Source organism: Pseudobacter sp. (assembly GCF_051955275.1).
Lineage (GTDB): Bacteria > Bacteroidota > Bacteroidia > Chitinophagales > Chitinophagaceae > Pseudobacter.
Map to the genome: position 1 here is coordinate 33,047 of NZ_JBQCGW010000141.1, position 23,006 is coordinate 56,052.

Here is a 23,006-nt window from a genome sequence, read left to right on the forward strand (position 1 = left end):
CAATTAATGGCCGAGCCAGGCTTTCAGCTGGCCGGCTAACTGTTCAAAAGAATTGGTTGCAGTGCTGCGCAACTGTCCACGGTATGCGTTGCTGATCACAGAAAGATCTGATTGGATCTCGGAAATATTGCCCGCATTTCCGTTTGCATCCGTCATACCTGCGATAAATAATTCTCTGGGAAACAAGGATGCAGCAAGGTCTGGCAGATCATAGATGCCTGCTGAACCGGCAACCGTACTGTGCAGGAATGCAGGTTTGTATTTTGGATTACCGGCAAGGGAGCGATAAGAATTATATGGCTGGATCAGCGCCACTTTACTGATACCTGTATCAAATGCTGCGGCATGCAAGAGCACCGGACCCATTTGTTGATGCGCCAGTCCATAAACTTCCCGGATACCAGTTGTTTGTTGTAGTTGCAGGAGTAACCTGATCACATCCCCTGCCTGTATACCGGTAATACTCCTGCCCGTAAGCAGGCCGGCAAACCAGCAGTTATAGGAAACGCTATCGATATAGGAATCGCCACGGAACTCTCCGGGACCCAACTCTCCGATACCTGGCAGGTCAGACGCCAGTACAAGAACCCCCTGTTTTACGAACCATTCGATTTCGCCGCCAGCTGCGGCTTCCGCCGATTTACCCGAAGGATGCAAATAAATAATCGCCTTGCCTGAAGAGGAGTCTGGCTTCCATAAAGTATAGGGCAAGATATAATCACCTTCTCCATGTAGCAGGAACTTCTCAATACTATACCCCGGCCTTTGTGCCCTTCCAACAAAAAGAGGAGAACGTGATTTTGCAGGCTGCTGAAAACCGGATATTTTTTTCGCTTCGCGAAGCATTGCAGGAATACCCGCTGGATATGATGACCGCTTTCTATTCAGCACGGCCTGCTTTATTGCTGCTTCTTTAACATTCAAACCAAATACTGTTTCGCTATGTAATGCTGTGCTCACCTGCCCTGTTGTTGTCACCTGCAGTTCTTCAGCCGTCAGCGGCTTGTACTGAATATCCGTTGAGTCTCCGGTCAACTCAAAGCAACGTTGAAAGAAAGCGTACATCGCTTCCCTGTTCTTTTTAGTGGAAGCATGTGGCGCATCATCAGTTATCATCCGGCAATTGCCGGCAGCGTTGTATGATTTATAGATCCGTGCAAGTTCTGCTGCTGTTTCCATAGTACCCTGGATTGGGAACATATCCTGCGTGGTAGCAATAATAAGCACTGGTTTGGGGGCATGCACCATCAGCAGGTCTGCCATATCAAGGCCTTGCTGAATGCCATTCAGGAAGCATTGCTCTGCATCCTGCGGCCCCATCGATTGAAATAACCGGTTGTAATTTGTGATATAATTTTCTGTTGCCACGGCCCTGATGCGACTGTCAAATGCAGCAGTATAAGCACTTTGAGTGCCACCTCCGGAACGCCCTGTAATACCGATCCTGGCCGTATCCACTTCTTTTCTTGTTACTAAATAATCCACTGCACGGATACAATCCCAGGTAAAATAACGGGCCAGCGTATTGCCCGTGATAAAAAGTTGTGCACCCGCATAGGAATGCTCGAAGGCAGGCCACTGGAATTCTGATTTACCAGAAGCAGGATTATAATACTGCAACCGCTCTCCCTGCCCCACCGGATCGAATGCAAGAACGATAAACCCTTTGTGTACCAGGTTCAGTAAAATATTCTGATAAGACCGGTAGCCCGTATTGGAGTGGCCGCTGCAATAGATGATGGCTGGCGCCTTTCCTTTTATTTTGCGCGGGATGAACAATGATGCCGTTACATAATAACCAGGCATCGATTCGTAAATTATATGCTCGATGGTATAATCGTCTTTCTGAATAGTTCTTGTCACTCTGGCATTCAAGGGTGTTTTGGCTGGAAACTCACCAACCACCTCCCTCAGTTTTTTGCTGACCCATTGCTGCCTTTGTTTCCACTCAGACAGGGTTTGTATTTTTTGTATGCCTGCTTCCCGTTTTTCCAGATACCTGAAAGCCTGCGATGCAAGATGATGATATAAAGAATTGGGGGCGTCACTGAACCCGATCCAGTTATGTGTTCCCCGCAACCCATCGAATTCCTGTTGGGCTTTCAAACCGGAATTGATCAGATACAGGAATACGGTTATCAATAAAATGCGTCTCATACTTTCTTATTTATCTGCCTGCAGGTTTTCAATCAGCTTCACCATATTCATGGCATTGCGGGCGCTGAACAATTCAAATCCTCCACCAAATCCCATCGGAACGGAGCTGAGCAACAGCCATCCTTTGCCTAAACGTTTTCTCAGCAGATATGGCGCATCCCTCCCACTACTCATAGGTACAGTCGCCATCGTCTGCCATCCAGGCTCCAATGGCCTGTAGCCCTGTTTAGGAGGCAACCCCTTTGCCAACATATGCACCATATCATTCGGGCTGCTCTGCCAGCTTCCGGGTTGCAGGAAATTCGTTTTCCTGAATTGCACGGGTTCAGTGCCTGTCCATTTTACGGCCGGTACTTCCGCAAACCAGTCCGACACAGGAATTTCGCCATCAGCCACCAATAAAACCAGACCGCCTTTCTGTATAAAGGATTGTACATCCTTTTGCAAAAACTTATTGGACAATCCTTTCTTAACCCAATTTTCCTTTGAATACCTGATCAGCAAAACAGATGCATTGCTATTCAGATATGGCCGTAGTTTGGCTTCATCCGATCCTTCTACGGCCACATCCCAACCTGCCCTGTTCAGCTCTATCAACAAAGGGCTGCTCTCAGCACCACCATCATAGATCAGGATCCCCTTTCTTGTGGTATCCATAGTAGCCTGACTCGCCCTGGTATGCTTAAGTGAATAGATCGTTTTCCAGTTTTCCAGCATTGTTCTTTCCAGCGCCAGCTGGGTTTCAACCCTCGTTCGTGTGGATTGATCCCTTAACGATGCTGTTTGTTTTGCAGCTGCTTCAAAATGTAAATCCAGTTTTTTAAAGACCTCCGGACCCAGGAAATCATCAACATGCAATACAGGAGAATTTAGAAAGAGGGTGATCTTCTCACTGCTCCCATACCATGCCGCTGCTATTTCTTTGTAATACTGCAGCATTTCATTTGCAGCAGTGCCATAAATGGTAGCGCACCAATCCTTCATCAGTGAATCGACCGAAATATCAGTATCCCACATCGCCCTGGTGGCGGCATACAGCGCCATCCTGTTAGTGGCCCAATAAGTATTAGCTTCCGGAACATTCCGTGGCATACCGTAGGCGGGCAACTCAGACATATAGGCGGTCAGTTTTTTCTGATGCATCCAGCGCATCTGGTCCACCACCCATTCGGTCATGGGCACAAATACCGGGTCTTTGAAAATGATGTATTCATATCCCCTTATTCCCATGTTCACACCTTTCTGCAACCAGCCATCCACTTCAGCAATACTCTCTTTATTGAATGCATTGCCGGAAGACAGAAGATGCCGGTAGCTCACATCATACAACGCATACGGTATCAGCTCAAATGGTGCAGGTTTAGTCCCGGGAACTTTTTTGTATTCCAGGTAAGCGTAAGTCCAGTAGCGTTTTCCCGGCATTCGCTTCTCCAGCTTATCGATCACGATACCGGAGAATTGCTGCCATCTTGTACTGATATCACCCATCGCTTTGCAATCATCACAGGTGCAGTACAAAGTCTGATCGGCCGGATAAAAATGAATGATATCCGGCTCAGGGCTTTTGTTCCACCAGCCTGCGATCATCTTCGCCACTTCTTCCTGCACGGCAGAATTACTCCAGCAGAGATGTGATGCATTGCGTGGATGGAACTGCCGCTTCCCGCCAATCAATGCGAGATATTCCGGATGCGCTTTCAACATCTCTTCCGGCAACACTACATTATGGCCTGCAATGCGGATCAAAAATCCCTTTTCTCTTCTGGCAGGGATAATTGTACCGGAAGAGTCTCCTCCTGATTTGGAGGAGACGAGGTTCAGCCTGTTCCTTGCCATCCAGGTATCAGTATCGGGATCGCCATTGGGTACTCCGGTAATGGCAAGAGATCTTATTTTCAAATCAGGACTATCAGAAATTTTCAACGCACCGATGGTGAGGGTTTTTCGCTCCGGCACATACTCACCGGTAGGTCCCGGCCAGTACCAGCGAACGCCCAGCACATCCGTGAGCAAGGCATATGTGGCGTACAATGCAGCTCCTGGCGTATTACCAGCCAGGAACAAACTGTTGCCGATCCGATGTACAGCGATCTGCTCATCACCAGCTCCCTGCAATTGCAATTCCTTTGACATGGCAGCAATACCTGCCTGCGAGGCCGGAGTACCAATGATGATCTGACCTTCTGCCGCTTTATCCGTAATTTTCAATTGCATACCGCTCATCAACTGAATGGCGCGCTGCAATTCACGGGCTGCATATTTTTCAACTGCTGATGCTTTCCCGCTAACGAAAATCTCAGCACGCTCATAGCCTTTCACAATAATGAAATCATTCGACCTGCCTGTCATGGCAATAACCAGGCACAGGAATGCCAGCAGCATTTCCTTTCTATAGCTACTTTTCATGTCAACAAACCTGGTTTATTTCCACAATGTATTTTGGTCCATCAGATTATTGAGCGACAATTCAGAGCTCGGTATCGGCTGCAACAGGTGTTTCTCTCCTACATTCGTATAGGCACGGGTGGTATATTGCAGATTGGCAGGAGCATTCTGTTTGATATCCGCTTCCATCATTTTCATCTGGCTCAGGAACTTTCCCCAGCGGATGAGATCACCTTTTCTCAACGCTTCAAAACTCAGTTCCCTGGCTCTCTCATTCATGATCTGCTGTTGAAAATCTTCTTTATTTAAACCGGCAGGCAGATCAACTGCATAACTTGCGATGGTAGCAGTTGCCGTGGCCCTCAGGCCTGCATAGGTGAAAACAGCTCCTGTAATGGCGCCGTCAGAGGAACCACTGTTCTGTGTTGGAGGCGTAACGGTGGATGTTCCTGCACTGCTGACAGTATACAGGAAATTCCCATTGTACACCTGCGTGCCTGCCGCATACAAGGTATTGGCCGTCCAGGCGGTGCCGATACTCACATCAGGAGCACTGGTATAATTCAAGCCAGGCTTAGAAACTGCCACGGATGTGATCTTTCCGGTAGTAGCGGAAACGGTTGCAATACCTGCTGCGCCAGAACCTCCGCCGCCTGAAATACTGATCGGGATGGTCAGCACGGTATTGGTGTATCCTGTATTGCCGGCCGCGGCCAGTGTCAGACCGCTCAATACAGAGACAGAAGTTACAGGTTGAGAAACCGGGAAGCCATATGCTCTTCTTCTTACCTGGTTGAATGCATTATAAGCACTGGCAGTAGCTCCATTCAGATAATTCTCCGCTTCGGCATACATCAGCAATACATCGGAAAATCTGATCACAGGGAAATTGGTTGGACCATAGTCCGTATTGCGAGGCAGTACCGTTTCGTATTTTCTTCTCCATTTGCCAATGCCTCTCGAATATATATCGGTGGGCGCTTTCATCACTTCTTCAACACTGTTATTACTTCTGAAACTGTAAGGGGCAATGGACCAGTCGCGACGCAGATCGGCCACATCATACAGTTTGTACAAATAACCTGAAGCACCTATTCTTCCGTATCCGATGCCTGCATCTTTATTATTATTGGTAACAGCCGCATAGTTCACAAACCTGCCTCCAAGTTCCAGTGCGCCTACATTATTGCCGTAGAATTCTATTTCCCATAACACTTCACGGCTGGTGTTATCATAGAGGTCTGCCGATTCATTGATGAAGATCTGCTGATAACTGGTGTTCAGCGAATGAATGCCCGATGTGATCACACTGTCCGCCCATGCCCTGGCCTCTTCATATTTCGAAACATCCTTCAATGGCTCACCGGCCATTTTCAGGCAAACCCTTGCCATCATGGCCTGGATAGCGGTTTTTGAAATGTGGACGGGATTGCCATTGACTGTATACCCATTCACCAGCGAGCTGGCTTCTTTCATATCGGCAAGCACTCTGTCATACACCTGTCTGGCGGGCGTTTTGGGATTGTTCACCTTCCGGCTGTCTACCGTTGGCTCCAGGAAAAGCGGCACATCGCCCCAGTTGCTTACCAGTTGGAAATACATGAAGGCGCGCAGGAAGAGCGCTTCTCCTTTGATCACATTTCTTTTCTGTTCGTCCATCGCCGGCTTGCTGATATTCGCCAGCAGGTAATTGGCCCTGTTGATCCCGGTATAGAGGTCGCGCCAGGTTTGCTCTATGTAGGAATCAGCAGGGTTGTGATCATATGCCATGGCATTGGCAGTGGCAGAAGTATTCTTGTAAACACCTTCATCGGTTCCATTCTGCAGGAAGAGCGAGAGGTATAAACCATAGGTTGAAGTTGTGGTTAATGAAGCATATACCCCGGCCAGTGCATCGTTGAGCTGGCCTTCGGTATTGTAATATTGTTCAGGCACCGAAAAGTCTATCGGTTTCGTATCTAAGAATTTCTTACAGCTGGTAGTCATCAGTAAACCCAGCGCTGTAATTACAATCGTAATTCGTTTCATGGACGTTGCTTTAGAATGAAATATTAGCGCCAATAATGACCGTTCTGGAACGGGGATACACGGAGTAATCAAAACCAGGCATCAGCGCAGAATTGCCGTAAGCAGACACTTCCGGATCAAAGCCGCTGTAGTTGGTGAATGTATACAGGTTCTGTCCTGACACATACACGCGCACCGATCTGATCTTTGCTCTGGAAGTGACCCTTGCCGGAATGGTATAACCCAGGGCCACAGTCTTGATCCTGGCATAACTCGCATCCTCCACAACCCTTGTTGAATACTGGAAATCCACCGGTCCCCTTCCATTGGTGCGATAATACTTGTTGCTCTGGTTCTCCGGCGTCCAGCGTTCGAGGTAGCTGGCATACATATTCTGGTTCACCCTGCCGCCTCCCTCGAAGATGATCCGGTTGGCATTCATCACATCATTGCCGTAGGAGAATTCCACAAAAACATTCAGATCGAAATTCTTCCAGGTGAGGTCATTGGAAAAACCACCCGTGAATTTCGGATTGGGGTTGCCGATGATGGTCCTGTCTTCCGCGTTAACAATACCATCGCCTGTTCTGTCTTTATACTTTATATCCCCGGGTTTGGTAAGCGACCTGTCTTTGTTATAACTGGCCACTTTTGATTTCAATGTATATACACCGGGGGCTGTTTCATCAAAATCACTGAGCTGGTAATTGCCTTCCCATTCATAGCCGTAGAACCTGGCAACGGGTTGCCCCACTTCCGCGATGTACAATGGCACTGTGCGCAGATCGATATTCCAGTTTGCCAGCGTGTACAGGGTGGACTGGTTTTCAGCCAGCGCCAGTACTTTATTTCTGTTGAAGCTGATATTGAAATTAGAGTTCCAGGTGAAATCCTGCTTCTTGATGTTGATAGTATTAAGAGTAAGCTCCAGTCCTTTATTTTCCACCTTACCGATATTCTTCACGGCGTCTGTAAATCCGATGGAATTGGGTGTTTTAGCATTGAGGAGAAGATCGGAAGTCACTTTTCTGTATACATCCGCCACAAAGGAAATGCGGTCATTGAACAGGCCAAGATCGAGGCCCAGGTTCACTTGCCTGGTGCTCTCCCATTTAAGGTTCACATTGCCCAGTTCCGAGAGGATGGCCGCATTCACTGGCAGGTTATTATAGCTGTACCCTATATTGGATGGGAGATCGATGCGGGAGAGATAAGCAAAATCAGGCACCCGGTTATTGCCGGTAACACCATAGCTCACGCGGACCTTTGCATCGGATACAAAATCAAGAGGCTGCATGAAGGCTTCTCTGTCTATACGCCAGGCAAGCGCTGCTGAAGGGAAATAGCCCCATTTGTTCTCTTCCGAAAATTTGGAAGAACCATCTGCGCGGATTGACGCCGTTAGCAGGTATTTTGATCTGTAAGAATAATTCACCCTTCCCAGGAACGAAGCAAGTGTATACACAGATGCAGAAGAGTTAACGTCCACCGGCTGGCCTTCATCGATACCACCGATTCCGAGTGATTCATTGGGAATATGATTGGCCGCAGCACCGTAGGAAGAAGTAGTGGTCTTCTGTGCAGTGAAACCTCCCACAACATCCAGTGTATGTGTACGGTTGAATGTTTTATTGTAGCTGAGCGTGTTTTCATTCAGCAGGCTGTTCAGTTCATTATAGATCACAGAACCGTTGATGCCATTGTTTTGTCCACTGGTGGTCAGCGGGCTGCCCAGCCGTGTTTTGGAATTATTGAAAGATTCCCTTTTGATCTTCGATCTGGTCAATCCACCACTCACCCTCAGTTTGAGGTTTTTGGTGAGGGTGTATTCCCCATATGCATTTACCGTTAGCAGGTCAGTTCTGTTGACGCGCAATTCATTTTCTACGGTCTGTACCGGATTGAACCCCTGCAGGCTGAGAAAATCATCATCCTGGTTGTCTACCGGTTCATTGATACTCCGCCCGGTTGCCGGCCTGTATCCCCAAACACTGTAGAGCAGGTTGCCATAAAAGAAACCGGTTGTCTGTTCAGAAGGCACAGTACCAAACCGGTTAGTGACACTGTAGTTGGAATTGATCCCGATCTTGAGTTTATTGCTCACCGTCTGATCGAGGTTCACACGGCCCTGATAGCGATCGTAGCCGCTATTTTTGATCACGCCATCCTGGTTGAGGATAGAACCGGAAACAGCATAACGAGTGCCGCCCTTACCACCACTGACACTGAGGAAATGATTCTGAAAGGGGCTGGTGCGGAAGATATCATCCTGCAGGTCGATAGATGGCTCATTGCGGAAATCCTCTAAAGTTTTTCCGTTGATGAGATAAATATTTGCAGCATTAGTGGAATCCCTTTCCATCTGGTACTGCACAAACTCATATGCGTTCATCAGTTTCATTTTTCGTTTGTTCTGCATGAAACCGAAATAGGGATTATAGTTGACCACCGGCTCTCCGATCTTCCCCTTTTTTGTGGTGATGATCACTACACCATTTGCACCCCGGGCACCATAGATGGCGGTGGAGCTGGCATCTTTCAATACTTCTATGCTTTCTATCTCCGCAGGATTGAGCGTATAGTTATCCGGATTCTCCATGGGAAATCCGTCTATCACATAGAGCGGAGAATTATCCTGTGTCACCGAATTGGTGCCACGGATCACCACGTTAATGGCGGCTCCGGGCTGTCCGTCTGCCGAGGTCACCTTCACACCGGCCATTCTTCCTGCCAGTGCTTCTTCAAAAGAGATCACAGGCGCTTTCTGCAATTCCTGAACTTTCACCTGTCCTACTGAGCCTGTCACATCTCGCTTGCGCACTGCTCCATAACCGATCACTACCAGTTGTTCCAGCTCTGAAGAAGAGGACTTCAGCTTCACTTGTATGGAAGATTGTTTACTTACAGTGATTTCCTGCGCTTCATAGCCAACGAAAGAAACAAGGAGAATTTCACCAGGTTCTGCCTTGATGGAGAACAGACCTTTGGCGTCTGTGGTAACACCCCGCTTCGTTCCTTTGACCTGTACAGACACACCTGTGAGCGGCATGCCCTTATCATCGGTGACTACCCCTTCTATCGTTTGATCGGAAACATTATTTTTGGGCGGTGAGATGATCACGATATTATCTTCCAGGATCTGGTAGGAAAGCCGTTTGTTCAGTATTCTGTCCAGTATATTCACCAGTGTTTCATTTTCCACGGAAATGCTCACCCTGTCCAGCGCGCGCACCTGACCTGAATTATAAAAGAAACGGTAGCTGCTTTCTTTCTGCAGTTGTTTCAATACATCTTCCACGCCTGCATTCTTCATATTCAAGGTGAATACTCCCTGCGAGAAGCCTGTGGCGGAAACATGCAAAGTGCAAATGAGCAAAAGCAGCGCGGTCAGTTTCATAATACGTCCGGTTTTACGCAATAACTGATCATCATGCCACCGGCATGACAATAGCTTTTTCTTCATATATTTGAATTGAAAGATGAAAAAATGGAACAAGTATAACTTGTCAGGTGAGCTTGTTCCGGTGCTTTCATTGTAGAGAAAGAGTTACCGCTCTTTCTCTTTTTTATGTGATCCTGTCAAACTTTCGGACATGGTAAAGCCATTCCCGGATAAACAGTGTTCATCCAGGCCTGTATGCTTCCTTCAATTCAATCTCATTGACGATTCAGAAAAACAGAATCGCCTTCTATCCTGTAGCGGAAGGGAGTGGTCAGTTGCAGCAGGTGCAACGCTTTACGGATATTTTCATTTTCAAAGGTTCCTGTAAGACTTTCATACTTCAAAGTGGAGTCCCTGAAAACCATCACCACATCATATCTTCTTTCTATTTTTTTCGCCAGCTTGTAGAACACTTCATTCTGGAATGAAAGCTTATCCTGCAGCCAGGCCACCTCAGGAACGGCATTCACGGAACCCAGACTGGTAACCGGTTGTACCTGGAAGCTCATTTCACTGGCTTTCTGCTCCGTTGTATTCTTATTGGTTTCCTTATTGATGACGGTCAGTTTTTCATGGGGTGCCAGGATGATCTTCTGATCAGGTTTTTCATTCATGGTCACCTGAACTTTACCACTGATCAGCGTTGTTTCCAGCCTGTTCTCATCCGGATAAGCTGTAACGTTGAACTCGGTGCCCAGTGCTTTTACAGAAATATTTCCGGCATGTACAATGAAGGGATGATCAGGGTCCTGCTTTACCCGGAAATAAGCTTCTCCCTGGAGATAAACATTCCTGGTATTGACGGTACGGTCATCTTCATAACGTACCTGACTGCGTGCATTCAGCCATACTACGGTTCCATCGGGCAGGATCTTCTTTACCGGCTGTCCATCTGCTGCACTCAGCTGCTGCACATTGGTGATATTGCCGGCGCCCTTTTCTCTTTGGTTGTACATCAACCAGGCAGTGCCAGCAATGAGCAGGATCCCTCCCCAAACAGCAGCCCTGCCCATCCATGTTTGCAGGAACCTTCTTTGGGGGATCATTGGGATAGCGCTCTCATTCAACTGTTCCTGCAAGCGGCTCCAGTTATCACTTACCAGCGATTGCTGCTCCCCTTCAGGCATATTGCTTTCAGCCTGCAGGGAATGCAGAAGTGCTGCCAGGTTACGCTGATCAGGATAATGTTTCAACAACTGCTCCAGTTCCTGCAATTCAGCGGTGGTTGCTGATTTGCCCAACTGTTTTGCCAGTAACTCAATTAATCTGTCTGATTTCATAATTATGATACTTCTTTCTGTGGTAAGAAAGCAATCGTTTCACGGTTCCGGTATAAAGGAACAGTGACATATATCATAAAGGAAACATTATCCGGAAGAATTCCCTAAGCGGAATGGAAATATTTTTAAGATTATCAGATGGAGCTGGCATGATGCAGCAGGAGTGCGAGTTTCTTCAGGGCCAGGCATAACTGGGCATCCACCGTTTTAGTGGAAATCCCCAGAATATCGGCTACTTCTTTGTAACTGAGCCCATCCTGTTTTACCAGTTTGAAGATGAGTTTGCAGCGGGACGGGAGCTGTTCGATAGCGAATGCTATCTGCGTCTGCAGTTCCCGGTTGATGAGGGTGGATTCCGGATCGGCAGTGATCTGAAAATGATCGGCATGCAGGTCATCCACAGAAACAGGCACTGGCAGGTTATTCCTGCGCAGGTAATTCAGGGAGGCATTCTTTACAGATACATATAAATACAGGTTGATATTCTGGATAGAATCAAGGCTATCGCGCTTTTGCCAGATATTGAGGAAGACGTCATTCACCAGTTCTTCAGCACTTTCCTTTGATTTCGTATAGGAAAAAGCAAACTGATACAGCTTGAAAAACAGCAGTTGGTAAAGCTCTTTGAAAGCCTTCTGGTCGTTATGGTTTTGAATCCTGTTTAGAAGTGATTGCATGGATGGCGAGCCTTATCCGGATAATTAATTTAGAGCTAAGTAGAATAAGATTTTTGATGTTGTACTAACCAGATGTTCTGCGCGTGACAATGGCAATTTACCATTTTATTTTATTTGTCATAGGGAATACGGTTGCAAAATGTTTCCATTATCTGTAAACCAATTAACATGCTGAAGTACTTTATCCTCTCAGCTGTGATCCCATTGATCACGGCATGGAATTCCCATTGCCAGGCGCAGGACCTTGTTATTGCAAGTCCTTCGCAGCAAGCGGTCATCTATGTAAATGCCGGTTCCGCCTCAGTATCCTGGTACGCGGCGTTGGAGCTGCAACGTACCATTCAGATCATGACCGGTAAAACGTTAGCTATCAACAGCAGCCCGGTTTCCGGTGCGCAGATAGTGATCGGAACACTGGCCAATCCGCTGGTAAGCGCCAATGCCGACTCGCTGCATCTGAGCGGTTCCAATGTCAACGATGAGCAAACGGCAGTGTGGCGAAATGGCAACAATCTTTTCCTCGCAGGCAAAACAGCACGCGCCGCACTGTATGCCACTTACACGTTCCTGCAAGACCATCTCGGTGTACGCTGGCTCTGGCCGGGAGAGACCGGAGAATTCATTCCTAAACAAACCACTGTTTCCATTAACTCTTTAAGGATCTTTCATGCACCACAATTACCTATCCGCACGCTTGCATTAGTGAACTCCAACGCCAGTGATTATGCCATCAACGATACCTGGATGGCCAGGAACAGGATGAATGTGATCAGCATCGCTGAAGGAGAAACAGACACCACCACTATCAAGATCAGGAAGCAGAAAGGCTTCCTGGGCCGCATCGCAGGTCATAATATAAAGCTTCCTGTAGATACATTGACAGCACATCCCAGCTGGGCTGCCCTGCAGGCAGACGGCACCAGGCCTGTCAATGAAACATCCCATCTTTGCTGGGGCAATCCCGATGTGCAGGAAGCAGTTGCCGATATGATCAGGGGCTGGTGGGATGATAATAAGTTTGTGGACATCGTGCACATGTATCCTGTAGACAACCAGCTCTATTGCAGGGATACTGTACTATGCCGTCCGCTCGGCACTTCCGTGAGCACACGCTGGCAGAATTTCATGAAGCTGGTGATTGCAAAAGTAGAAACAACACATCCGGGCAAACGCTACTGGACCTATGCATACCAGGGCTACAAACCTGTACCCGCCACTACTGCAGCACCTTTTGAATTTGTTGGATATGCGTTGTACGAAGCCTGTTACAGGCATCCTTATATGTCGGGCTCCGATGCCACCAACAGTACCCCCAATACAGAGATCACCGGCTGGATGGGAAAGAACGTACACATGGGAATCAGGGGTTATGAATACATCATGTGGACAGACCCCATGTATGTTCCATTGGTAAAATGGGAAGTTGATCAGATGGACTGGATCAGAAATACAGGACTGGTGGGTTATATGTCGGAGCTGCGCCCCTACCGTGTTACAGCAAATCCGGAAACCACCAACTGGAATTGCAACCGTATCAATTTATATGCAGCAGCGCGCGCCATGTGGGAGCCTGTGAATGCAGACAGTATAGTGAATGATTACTACAACAAGATCTATGGCACAGCAGGTGTTCATATGCGGGATTATTACAAAACCTGGGACACCGCCTGGAGGAATGCTTCAGGGGATATCAAGGGATACAACAATTCACCTGCTAACTTCGTGGACTTCCTGAATTTCTCCAAACTTGTAAAACTCAACAATCATCTCCGGATTGCGCGCACCACGCTGGAAAATGATGTCACTGATACAGCGGTGTTCAACAGGTTGTATAAAGAAATAGATCTTGACGGAAAGTTGCTGCTCAACTGGCAAAAGATCTTCAACTACAGGTCGGAGCGCGCGTACAGGTATACAACAGAAATAGTTAATGCAACCGGCACCATCAACTGGGATGACCCATCCATTCCTACACTTGCATCATTTGAGAACAGCAGCGGGCAGGCAGTGAATGCCCTGGAACAAACCGATGTAAAGATGATCTGGAATTCCACCAACCTGGTGATCAGGATCGTGAACCACGACGCGGATGTGGCCAATCGGGTGCAGACAGCAACCGCGAACGATAATGCAAATATTCTTACCGATGACCGTATAGAAATCTATTTGCAGAAAGACCCAAACAGTCCGGCCTACCTGCGTTTTGCAGTGAATGCTAAAAGTGGAACGCCCTGGAGATACGATGCATCCTCCAAAGGCGGCACCAACTTCTTAACTTCATGGGCTCCCGGTACGGCCTGGTCTGCCACCAATACGGTTTCAACGGCTGACAGTACCTGGACAACCACCATCACTATTCCGTTCAGTGCGCTGGACATTACTCCAGCTCTGAACACCACATTTAAAATGATGATCAAAAGAGGCAGGCCCGAAGGGAATTCCGGATGGCCCGATGGATCTTTCTACAATCAGAATAATTTCTCTGAGATCAAACTGGTGAATACCATCACCAATCCTTTGTTCAATAAAATCATTCTGTATGATGAAGGACATGCAAACAGATTCCCCATCTCAGTAGAATTCCAGAAAAGAGGCTGGCAGGTGAGCTCAGGCATCAGTGGCGAGGCGGACCTCAACGAAAAGCTCAACGAAGATGCAGCGGTTCTTGTAGTAAAATCATTGAGCGGCGGGGATGTTGATCTGTCGAACAGTTTCTTCCAGAATGAGATCACGGACTTTGTGAGTAAAGGAAGATTAGTGGTTGTCACCGGCAGCAACCTGCCGATGAACACCTGGTTCACCGGCTTACCTACAGTATCATGGTCGAGCGCAACCTCTGCAACAAGAGCTACTGTATTCCGCGATGGTGGACAATGGCAGACTGTACCCAACAATATCATCAGCATTGTACGGGACGGTATGACACCTTCACAGGCATATACCCCTGCAGCCGGTTGGCGCAAACTGGCAACAGCGAGCTTCGGCACCAATCCGGATCGCCCTTTCCTTTTATCATATCAGATCGGAGATGGATTACTGGTGCTGACATCTTCCTCACTCGGATACAGTGGAGGCTTTGAGATGTTCGGAAGCGCTACGCCGTTGAATACTGTGAAGCTGATCGAGAATCTGCGCGCTTTGCAGGATTCGATCCATAATTATTCTACAGCTGCTGTAGCACCTACTCCTCAGATGGCCAGCCTGACTCCCGTTATACAGCAGGAAGAAAGCAGCAATGGTTTCAAAGTAGCCAGTGCGGGCAACGCTTCTGTATATACGAACATCCAGGCTGCGCAATCAGAGCTGGTATTGATCAATATAGCGGATATCAGTGGCAGAACTGTAGCAACGCGTAGAGTTCAGCTGAATAAAGGAAACAATACGGTACTGATCCCGGCCACCATCACAAATGGAAATGTGTACATAGCCTCTGTGATGTTGCAGGGGAAAATGTATACAGTGAAATTCCTGAAAAAATAGTTTTCGTTTTGGTTGACGAAAAGAAAAGGCCTTCCCGTAATGGGGAGGTCTTTTATATTTCCACTTCTGGCTTTCCGGCGAGACAGGTGGCGCTACCGGCAATTGCGATAGTTCCGGTTCAGGCGGTCCCCTATCCCATATTTTGCCACAACCTGATTTATTCTTATATTTGCAGGCTCACTCAAATGGGGCTGTACTGGTTTCGACAGCATAGATCTTTGAAGGTGTAAGCATGCCGTGCGTTGGATAATTAGCACGATAATCTGAATATTCAAACTTTTATTTGGCAATACTCAGTATGCCATGGCCGCTTAATCAGTGATTAAGTAGTCATTAGGGCCGCGTCCGCAAGGGGTTCTTCGGAACCGAGCAGGTTGATCTGTTACCACGCTCCGCCGCCGACTAACAAACTAAAACAGGTTGCTGCTGCAGGGTTTTGTGACTGCAGCTTAAGACTATCGCAAATAAGGAGCAGATTGGTTTGCCAGTTCCCTGCCTGTTCCCGACAAATAATAATCGGATAAGCATGTAGAAAGCTTTCGGCGAATATGTTTGGACAGGGGTTCGACCCCCCTCAGCTCCACGAACAATTACCCTCGAAACCCGCACCAGATGCGGGTTTTCTTTTCCCAGCCTGCGTTCCATCAGAAATAGTTTTATCCGCGTTTATCCGTTTTTATCTTCTTTTAGTAAATTTATTGATACAAAATTGTTACAGGTTTTGATACAAAAAATATGGCAACAGTTACCCCCCTTCTCGATACTCGAATCCCCCGCAAAAAAGGCGTATACCCCGTAGTAGTTAAAATATCTCACAAAGGCAAGTTGAAGCACCTGCCAACCGGCTTTTCCATTGAAGAGAAATACTGGACCGGCAGCCGTGTTTCTGGCAAACATGCCGAGGCGGAGATCATCAACGCGAAACTATCTGACGTGATCAGTGGCGCTGAGAAATACATTGCCGATTGTAAGCTCCACAACAAACCTATCCACCTGGAGACACTGGGCAGTCGAAGGCATGGCTACTCCTTTACCGGTTACCTTTCTTCCAGGATTGAGCACTATAAACAGAAAAAGCAGCACGTGCAGGCCCGGAAGGTGGAACGATACAAAACGGAGCTTATTGAATGTTTCGGCCGGGAGGTCTTCTTTGAGGATCTGACTAAAGATGCCCTCAGGAAACTGGAAGCCTACATGATCGACAATAAGAATATCGGGAACACCAGGCTGCGCAAATTCGCCCGGCTCCGGCAATTCTACGACAATGCCGCCGAGGAAGGGAAAGTACAGGCGCCGAATCCCTTCAACACTTATCATATCGCCGGTAGCCCTCCGAAAAAGGAAAAGCTGACCGAAGCTGAAGTTGAGGCCATCGAGAAGGTTTATATTCCTGCCGGTCCTATACATGATGCCAGGAACCTGTTTCTCTTCTCATACTACTGCAAAGGCGCCCGGTTCGAGAATTGTGTAATGATGCTCAAGAGCCATGTGAATGCCGGCCGGATCGGTTGGCGGATAAATAAAGGCAAACGATTTCTGAGCGTGAAGATTCACTCGAAGCTGCAGGCGGTGCTGGATCAGTACCAGGATCACGAAGGAGAATTTATCTTCCCGTTCGTTGACAAGATCCGAAACCACGCCACCTACGGACCAGCTATTATCACTTATATTAAGAACGGGGGTGAGATCCTGGAAGGTAAGGATCCGGCCTACATCAAAATGATCGATGTTCTCAATGTGACCGTAGGCCGGTACCTGGATGAAGTTGCCAGACTGGTGGAACTAAATAAGCCACTCAATTTTCATATTGCCCGCCACTCCTTTGCCTTTCATCTGAAAAAGAAGACCGATAGTATATCGGTGATCCAGGATAGTCTCGGTCATAAAGACCAGAGAACAACAGAAATCTACCTGCAGACCCTTGATGACGAAAGACTGGATAGTGAAATGGACAAATTATACGGGGAGTAAACAACTACCATTATGGCCTACCAAGCAATGAGATACCAGGACAGTGTACGTGTGTTAGTTGAGCACGGAGATATTACCTACTTCTCGCAGATCCTGGACCCGAGACTTGCCGGCGTGGCGCCTGTGGCTGCAGCAGCAGGTATGCGCCGGGAGCGCTTCAACCAGATAAGGAAAGCGGGCCTGAACTTCTCCCACGACGAGATCGCCGGCATGGCGGCGCATTTCGGTCTTACTCAAAAGAAGATGCGGGAACTGATCGAGGCGGACCCTGCCAGGGGAAGCCAGTCACATAAAGGAGATAAATCATAAGGAGGATGGCGGCCAGCATTGTCAGAAACAAAAGGAATTCATTCTTTGTTTTCTCATATACCCAAAATCCGGCAGCTGCGCCCAGTACAATTGCCACGGTAATCAGTATAAACAGGAGGATAAACGATAATACCATAGTGAAGATTTAAAGGCACCGGCAGGACTACCGGCGCGTACCGGGTTAAGCCGGTGATGGAAAACCTAAAAGTTGGGGCAGAGCAATTCGGTGGCTACCAATCAGGCCCCTCCATATCCAAGGGGAAGTTACGGAAAAAGCGTCTTATAACACCGGGTCTTATAATCCGTGGTCTTTTAATCTGAAATTCAGGAACTTGCGAAAATGCAAGGAATTGATTTTTCAGATGATGCTTTTATGAAATGGTTTGGTACCCGTTGCGTGTCTCTACGCAAAAAGATTGGATATACTTCTGCGGATAAATTCGCTTACGAAAAAGGATTTGAACGGGCGCAATGGGGGAAGATTGAAAGGGGTAAAACCAATGTACAAATGCTTACATTCATGAGAATTTGCAGAGCTCTGGAAGTAACGCCAGAAAAATTTTTTTCTGAAGGCAAATAGCCCAATTACAGAAATTATCAACGACTTAGATTCTCACCCATATCGTATAACTACGATTTTGACCGTACATCCTGAAACACGAAAATCGCGTGTAATAACTCTTGCAGGTAATTCAAATAAATTTTATAGGTTGTTCGAAAGCAATGTTTTAAATTTGTGACGCTAATAACAATAAGGCCCCAGTAGTTAGCGCTACTGAGGCCTTGAGAAAATTAAGATTTTCCACTAGGGATAAGTCCGAAATGCAAAGTTAGCGCTTTGTAACCTCCCTTCCAAATCTGAATTCTCCCTTCCATTTTATTGGTCTGGTTGTTATTGGCAGTCGCTCCTTAGCGGGCGAATCCCTTTTTCACTAAATACCAGTAATAATGTCCAACCAGATTCTCTTATTTAAGTTTGAGCAGGACGGCCACTTTGAGCGCGTCCGCACCATCAGCATTGATGGAGAAATCCATTTTGTAGCAGCAGATATCACTTCCGCTTTGGGGTATGCAAATGCCAGTAAGGCTATCGCTGACCATTGCAAGGAAAAGGGTATAACGAAACGTTACCCCCTTTCTACTAAAGGTGGTATTCAGCATGTTACGCTGATAAACGAACCTAATCTTTACCGGCTGATTGCTAAATCAAACCTCCCTGCCGCAGAAGAGTTTGAGGAGTGGATCTTTGAGAAGGTAATACCCACAATCCGTAAGAAGGGCTCTTATGGGATTGATCGGGTTGAGACACCAAACTTCATCATTCGCTACATGCAGAACGCAACAAAAATCCCCACTGGACACTTCTCAGTTCTTACTGAATTGTTTGTGAGGCTGTATGCCAGGTTCGAGCATGCCGGCTATGTAATTCCTAACAAAGGTTTCATGGGAAAGGAGATCAGGCCTGATGTAAGTGTTGGCAGGTGTTTTTCTGGCTATCTCAAAGACAACTATCCGTCTGCTCCGGAAGTCTTTGACACCTATCCTCACGAATTTCCAAGCGGAAAGGTTGTGGACGCCAGGGTCTATCCCAATGAACTCCTCCCAGCTTTCATTAAGTATGTGGACGAAGTGTGGATCCCGAACAATGCGGAGCAGTACTTTATAGACCGCGACCGGAAAGCTCTGGACTACTTACCAAAGTTACTGCCGAATTCGGCTGCTTAAAAACTACGATCGATTATGAGAAAACCGGCAGAGCTCAGGCCGGTTTTTCTTTTTTCTGTATATTCATTGCGGCTTTCCACAATTAACTCATCATAGGCCCGCCGAGCGACGCGGGCTTTTTAATGCCCCTATTCTTTGTCCGGTCCTTTCTTCATACTCCTTTATCCAGGTTCGGCTTTCTGCTGTCAACCGCCGCAGGATAGCGTAAAGATTCGTGAGCTCAGCTGCATTCGTTCTATCCACCCGCTCCATCTCCTTTTGCATTGCTTGGTACACCTGCATCAGCTTCTCCGGACTGCCGGCTATGCTGAGTTCCTCCAGTGTGATCGCTTTCCTTCTTTTCATTCTTCAAAGGTAGACTGACGCCAGGATGCAGAGCTACGGGTTTCCGGAAACAATGAGGCCCCAGTATATACCGGGGCCGTGCTCCTATGCTTATTCTGGTATCCATTTCTTACAAAGCGTATAATACATCATGCGATCATCAAGACCGTTGAAGCCTCCATTGATCCGTTTCACGATTGTTCTCATCTCATCGTTGATGGCGAGATCGTTCAGGTCCTTTGCCACAGAGAAGAACCAGCACGCAGCATACATGCTCCACTTCTGACTCGTGCGGATCAGTTCCGCCCACTCCTGCGCAGTACGACGCATGCCGAACCGATCCAGCATGAACCGGGCAAAGGCAGAATACATGCCACGACCGGTCAGTTGAATGGCGCCACCACCGCGGAAGTCCCAGCCGTCATTCCGCTGCTCATTTCCCATTCGGCCGCCGTATACCTTATTTGCCAAGGCTTTCGGGTTATTCGCGAAGGGTGCAGCTGCGGCAATGTTCGGGAACCGATTGGGCCATACCTCAGTAAGTCGCTTGGCAGAGTAATTCAGGTTTTCTTCCAGCCTGGTGAATTCAATTGATTCATGCAGAAGGTTGGGTAGAAACTCATGCAGCACGTCTCTGTTCATCCCGAAGTCTGGGCAGATTAGATTGATGTATCCTGTGATCTCCGTCACCAAAGGTGCCGGCATGCGAGTCGCAATATTTTTGAGTTGTTCTTCAGCGAGTAGCATTGTTCGGTGGTTTGCGGCCTATAAGCCGGTAAAGCGCCCAATTCCAGGCGCCGAGTATTTTGTATCGATATCGGTAAATGAGGGCAAGGAAGGTCATCACAATGAGGCCCCACGCCCACCAGGGAAGGCCGGAACGTTTCACATGCTTTTCGCTGACGGCCACTGCTGCAGAGGTGTCCACTTTATTCAGGTTGGTGACCTGCGCGGCCCGCTGCTGCACCGCCTGCTGTTCTTCTTTCACGGCTGCCTGCTGGGTGGTCTCTTTGACCTTCAGCCCTTTCTCCCGGATGGTCTTTTTTGTTTGCCTGACTACTACAGTTTCGGTAAGACCGGCCGTATCAACTCCTTCGACAAGCTCAACCGCGGCTTTCTTCGGCACTCGGATTTCAAAGGTCTCTTCCTCTATCTCCTTCTCATAGCCAGATTCCTCTTTTTCGATCGCGTGGGAGCTGTCCACCTTCTTCACGAAGCTTTCTACCAAGCTGGTGCCGGCGCTGTCACGGGTGCTCAATTCATGCTTCGCCGTCTCCTGGCGAAAGGAAGATTTATTCTTTCGCATGGTGCCGCAGGAGGCCAGCACGGCTACGAGCAGCAGGCCTATAATGATTTGTTTCATGATTATCGTTTTGGTAAATCAATACCGTCAACTTGGCTACGCTTTTCCAGAATCTTTTCGCTTTTCCCAAAGAGGTAATAGCCAAGATTCTGACAGAGGTACCCAAAGACAACGCTGATCCCGCGCAGAAAGTAGATGAAGTATTTCTTCCATTTAACCACTTCTGTATTTCGCAGATCCTCCCTGGTGATATCCATGTTGATGAAGTCTGGCAGCATGAAAAGAGCAGCGCAGAAGATCAGGAAACCGAATGCAAACGCTGCTGTCTCTTTGGAGAAATACAGCGTAAGGGCATCACGAAATGAGAGATCAGCATTAGCTCTCTGTAAATCCCAGCTCTTTTTTGTCGCATAGATTGCCTGGCCGATGACCCAGCCCACGGCCACTATCATGTAATTATTCATTTCTTTGGCTTTTTACGGTTTACGAAATAGGTCTTCAGCGACCGGTACGCGGTCTGCACAACAAGCTTTCCTACCCATCCAGCGGCACCGCAGATGGCGGCAGTTAGAGCCGCCTCCCACAGCTTCGACCAGAAATCTGTTGGCAGATAAATGTTCGCAAGGGTTGAGTAAATACCCCCCAACATGCCGCAGGCAATGCTCTCTTTGGTGCCGTCGTTGTCCGGAATGTGAAAGCCCATTATTTTCATGATTGAATCCGCTTTATGTGAGTTGGCCGGATTGGGTTAGTAATTTTTTCAATGGATGGAGGAAGGTGCTATCTGTTGCTCGTTACTTTTTGTCCGTGGACCCGTCGCTATATATCACGAGTTCCCAGCCGCCGTAGAAAAATCGGCCGACGATCACTTTTGCAGGCGGTACAGGAGGGTCGGGCTCTGTTGAGGTTGATCCAGTCGAATATGTGACCGTGATATCCTTTGTCGCTGTCTGGCCGGCAGCATCCGCCACGGTCAGCCGGAAGATGTATTTGCCTTCGGCCGGCAGTTGGGTAACCTGGCCCAGACCACAGTCAATGTAGCTGCAGGCGTTGATGTTCCACCGGTTCACGCCGGTAGGCGCGCCGACGCACTCCCATTTCGATTTACTGGCAACATAGTTCCGTGACTGGCTCCCGATCAGGGCGATCTTTCCGGTGGTCGTGCTGAAGTCGCTGGCCACCGCCACCGGTACCACAGGACCAGGAAGAACCGGTACCGCTGCAGGCGTCTCGTTGGTCAGGCTCAGTGCGTACTCGTACAGGTTATTTGGGATCTCGTTACCGGTCCATGGGAATTTATCGGCATCATATACCCGATTGGTGATATCATGGCCGCCTGTTGTGTAAAACACTCCCTTTGCCGGTATCTCAGGATTCAGCACATTGATTGCGGCAAGTCCATTCTTTGAGTAATTCACAGAAGCTGACGGATCATCATTGGCATGGAAATAGACCACTGGCAGTTTGGACTGAACAATATATTTGATGCCCGCAGATTGCAGGCCATTAAGGCCGGCCACTACTACCAGCAAAGAGAACTTATCGGCATTCGCCTGGCTGCTGGTTACATAACGGGTCATTTCGCCGCCGCCCATACTGAAGCATCCGCCGACAAGCCGGGAAGGATCCGCGCCCGGGATGGCCAGCGCTTTCGTGATAGCGTTATCGATCACAGCATTGTTTCCTGCATCGGCGTACTGCGGCGCCACAATAATGAACTTGTATTTCTCAGCTGCTGCCTTCAAGTTCGACGGAATCTGAGTGCTCACAAGCGCGTCGAGGGCGGAGCTGCTGCCATCTCCACGGCCTCCGGCACCATGTACGAATGGCCATACAGGGTATGACTTCGTTGCTGAATAGTCAGACGGCTTCAGGATCACATACCCGAAAGGGTTGGTTGTTGACTTCGGAAACTTCTCAACCAGCTGCGCCTGCAGCAGGAAGGG

General features: G+C 48.1%; 17 protein-coding genes and 1 other RNA gene. 6 read left to right on the forward strand and 12 right to left on the reverse strand.

Annotation, left to right across the window (positions count from 1 at the left end):
• Window positions 1-3 precede the first annotated feature (3 nt).
• The 6 genes from ACTHMC_RS12305 to ACTHMC_RS12330 all read right to left on the reverse strand — a co-directional run bounded on the left by ACTHMC_RS12305 (window position 4) and on the right by ACTHMC_RS12330 (window position 11,948).
• Window positions 4-2,157, reverse strand: coding sequence for an alpha/beta hydrolase family protein (locus tag ACTHMC_RS12305; protein ID WP_440413424.1), 2,154 nt, complete (start codon window positions 2,155-2,157; stop codon window positions 4-6).
• Window positions 2,158-2,163: 6 nt separating this feature from the next.
• A complete protein-coding gene (locus ACTHMC_RS12310) occupies window positions 2,164-4,563 on the reverse strand; it encodes a DUF4838 domain-containing protein (protein WP_440413425.1) in 2,400 nt (799 codons plus the stop codon).
• A gap of 15 nt (window positions 4,564-4,578) precedes the next feature.
• A complete protein-coding gene (locus ACTHMC_RS12315; RefSeq protein WP_440413426.1) occupies window positions 4,579-6,570 on the reverse strand; it encodes a RagB/SusD family nutrient uptake outer membrane protein in 1,992 nt (663 codons plus the stop codon).
• 10 nt (window positions 6,571-6,580) lie between these two features.
• Window positions 6,581-9,946 (reverse strand): SusC/RagA family TonB-linked outer membrane protein, encoded by a 3,366-nt coding sequence (locus ACTHMC_RS12320; protein ID WP_440413427.1) that lies wholly within the window; start codon window positions 9,944-9,946, stop codon window positions 6,581-6,583.
• A gap of 260 nt (window positions 9,947-10,206) precedes the next feature.
• Window positions 10,207-11,271 carry a FecR family protein gene (locus tag ACTHMC_RS12325; RefSeq protein WP_440413428.1) on the reverse strand — a complete coding sequence of 355 codons (1,065 nt, stop codon included), beginning with the start codon at window positions 11,269-11,271 and terminating at the stop codon, window positions 10,207-10,209.
• Window positions 11,272-11,405: 134 nt separating this feature from the next.
• The gene (locus ACTHMC_RS12330) at window positions 11,406-11,948 is read right to left on the reverse strand and encodes an RNA polymerase sigma-70 factor (protein ID WP_440413429.1); all 543 of its coding nucleotides are present in this window, start codon (window positions 11,946-11,948) and stop codon (window positions 11,406-11,408) included.
• A gap of 168 nt (window positions 11,949-12,116) precedes the next feature.
• Between ACTHMC_RS12330 and ACTHMC_RS12335 the strand changes: the two genes are divergently transcribed.
• The 6 genes from ACTHMC_RS12335 (at window position 12,117) to ACTHMC_RS12360 (ending at window position 19,433) form a co-directional block, all read left to right on the forward strand.
• Window positions 12,117-15,428, forward strand: a complete 3,312-nt coding sequence (locus ACTHMC_RS12335) for a DUF4838 domain-containing protein (RefSeq protein WP_440413430.1) — start codon at window positions 12,117-12,119, stop codon at window positions 15,426-15,428.
• 187 nt (window positions 15,429-15,615) lie between these two features.
• Window positions 15,616-16,014, forward strand: a transfer-messenger RNA (tmRNA) gene (ssrA, locus tag ACTHMC_RS12340).
• A gap of 149 nt (window positions 16,015-16,163) precedes the next feature.
• Complete coding sequence (locus ACTHMC_RS12345) at window positions 16,164-17,399, forward strand: tyrosine-type recombinase/integrase (protein WP_440413431.1); 1,236 nt, start codon at window positions 16,164-16,166, stop codon at window positions 17,397-17,399.
• Between the two features lie 12 nt (window positions 17,400-17,411).
• Complete coding sequence (locus tag ACTHMC_RS12350; RefSeq protein ID WP_440413432.1) at window positions 17,412-17,708, forward strand: hypothetical protein; 297 nt, start codon at window positions 17,412-17,414, stop codon at window positions 17,706-17,708.
• Window positions 17,709-18,048: 340 nt separating this feature from the next.
• Window positions 18,049-18,288, forward strand: coding sequence for a helix-turn-helix domain-containing protein (locus tag ACTHMC_RS12355; RefSeq protein WP_440413433.1), 240 nt, complete (start codon window positions 18,049-18,051; stop codon window positions 18,286-18,288).
• 368 nt (window positions 18,289-18,656) lie between these two features.
• On the forward strand, window positions 18,657-19,433 hold the full coding sequence (locus ACTHMC_RS12360; RefSeq protein ID WP_440413434.1) for a BRO-N domain-containing protein: 777 nt from the start codon (window positions 18,657-18,659) through the stop codon (window positions 19,431-19,433).
• A gap of 90 nt (window positions 19,434-19,523) precedes the next feature.
• Here ACTHMC_RS12360 and ACTHMC_RS12365 read toward each other — a convergent pair whose 3' ends face one another.
• The 6 genes from ACTHMC_RS12365 to ACTHMC_RS12390 form a co-directional block, all read right to left on the reverse strand.
• On the reverse strand, window positions 19,524-19,778 hold the full coding sequence (locus ACTHMC_RS12365; protein ID WP_440413435.1) for a hypothetical protein: 255 nt from the start codon (window positions 19,776-19,778) through the stop codon (window positions 19,524-19,526).
• Window positions 19,779-19,868: 90 nt separating this feature from the next.
• On the reverse strand, window positions 19,869-20,462 hold the full coding sequence (locus ACTHMC_RS12370) for a glycoside hydrolase family 19 protein (RefSeq protein WP_440413436.1): 594 nt from the start codon (window positions 20,460-20,462) through the stop codon (window positions 19,869-19,871).
• 28 nt (window positions 20,463-20,490) lie between these two features.
• Window positions 20,491-21,120: a hypothetical protein gene (locus tag ACTHMC_RS12375; RefSeq protein ID WP_440413437.1), complete on the reverse strand. Its 630-nt coding sequence runs from the start codon at window positions 21,118-21,120 to the stop codon at window positions 20,491-20,493.
• A 2-nt stretch (window positions 21,121-21,122) separates the two neighbouring features.
• Complete coding sequence (locus tag ACTHMC_RS12380) at window positions 21,123-21,524, reverse strand: hypothetical protein (RefSeq protein ID WP_440413438.1); 402 nt, start codon at window positions 21,522-21,524, stop codon at window positions 21,123-21,125.
• The gene (locus tag ACTHMC_RS12385; protein ID WP_440413439.1) at window positions 21,521-21,772 is read right to left on the reverse strand and encodes a hypothetical protein; all 252 of its coding nucleotides are present in this window, start codon (window positions 21,770-21,772) and stop codon (window positions 21,521-21,523) included. Before ACTHMC_RS12385 ends, ACTHMC_RS12380 begins: the two co-directional genes overlap by 4 nt.
• 82 nt (window positions 21,773-21,854) lie before the next feature.
• On the reverse strand, window positions 21,855-23,006 hold a 1,152-nt coding region (locus tag ACTHMC_RS12390), incomplete at its 5' end, for a hypothetical protein (RefSeq protein WP_440413440.1).

Bases quoted from the DNA above. Each gene is read 5' to 3' on its own strand.
- ACTHMC_RS12335 (WP_440413430.1), top strand. From the start codon at position 12,117: ATGCTGAAGTACTTTATCCTCTCAGCTGTGATCCCATTGATCACGGCA.
- ACTHMC_RS12310 (WP_440413425.1), bottom strand. From the start codon at position 4,563: ATGAAAAGTAGCTATAGAAAGGAAATGCTGCTGGCATTCCTGTGCCTG.
- ACTHMC_RS12320 (WP_440413427.1), bottom strand. From the start codon at position 9,946: ATGAAACTGACCGCGCTGCTTTTGCTCATTTGCACTTTGCATGTTTCC.
- ACTHMC_RS12385 (WP_440413439.1), bottom strand. From the start codon at position 21,772: ATGAAAATAATGGGCTTTCACATTCCGGACAACGACGGCACCAAAGAG.
- ACTHMC_RS12380 (WP_440413438.1), bottom strand. From the start codon at position 21,524: ATGAATAATTACATGATAGTGGCCGTGGGCTGGGTCATCGGCCAGGCA.
- ACTHMC_RS12360 (WP_440413434.1), top strand. From the start codon at position 18,657: ATGTCCAACCAGATTCTCTTATTTAAGTTTGAGCAGGACGGCCACTTT.
- ACTHMC_RS12325 (WP_440413428.1), bottom strand. From the start codon at position 11,271: ATGAAATCAGACAGATTAATTGAGTTACTGGCAAAACAGTTGGGCAAA.
- ACTHMC_RS12305 (WP_440413424.1), bottom strand. From the start codon at position 2,157: ATGAGACGCATTTTATTGATAACCGTATTCCTGTATCTGATCAATTCC.
- ACTHMC_RS12365 (WP_440413435.1), bottom strand. From the start codon at position 19,778: ATGAAAAGAAGGAAAGCGATCACACTGGAGGAACTCAGCATAGCCGGC.
- ACTHMC_RS12355 (WP_440413433.1), top strand. From the start codon at position 18,049: ATGCAAGGAATTGATTTTTCAGATGATGCTTTTATGAAATGGTTTGGT.
- ACTHMC_RS12330 (WP_440413429.1), bottom strand. From the start codon at position 11,948: ATGCAATCACTTCTAAACAGGATTCAAAACCATAACGACCAGAAGGCT.
- ACTHMC_RS12345 (WP_440413431.1), top strand. From the start codon at position 16,164: ATGGCAACAGTTACCCCCCTTCTCGATACTCGAATCCCCCGCAAAAAA.
- ACTHMC_RS12315 (WP_440413426.1), bottom strand. From the start codon at position 6,570: ATGAAACGAATTACGATTGTAATTACAGCGCTGGGTTTACTGATGACT.
- ACTHMC_RS12375 (WP_440413437.1), bottom strand. From the start codon at position 21,120: ATGAAACAAATCATTATAGGCCTGCTGCTCGTAGCCGTGCTGGCCTCC.
- ACTHMC_RS12370 (WP_440413436.1), bottom strand. From the start codon at position 20,462: ATGCCGGCACCTTTGGTGACGGAGATCACAGGATACATCAATCTAATC.
- ACTHMC_RS12350 (WP_440413432.1), top strand. From the start codon at position 17,412: ATGGCCTACCAAGCAATGAGATACCAGGACAGTGTACGTGTGTTAGTT.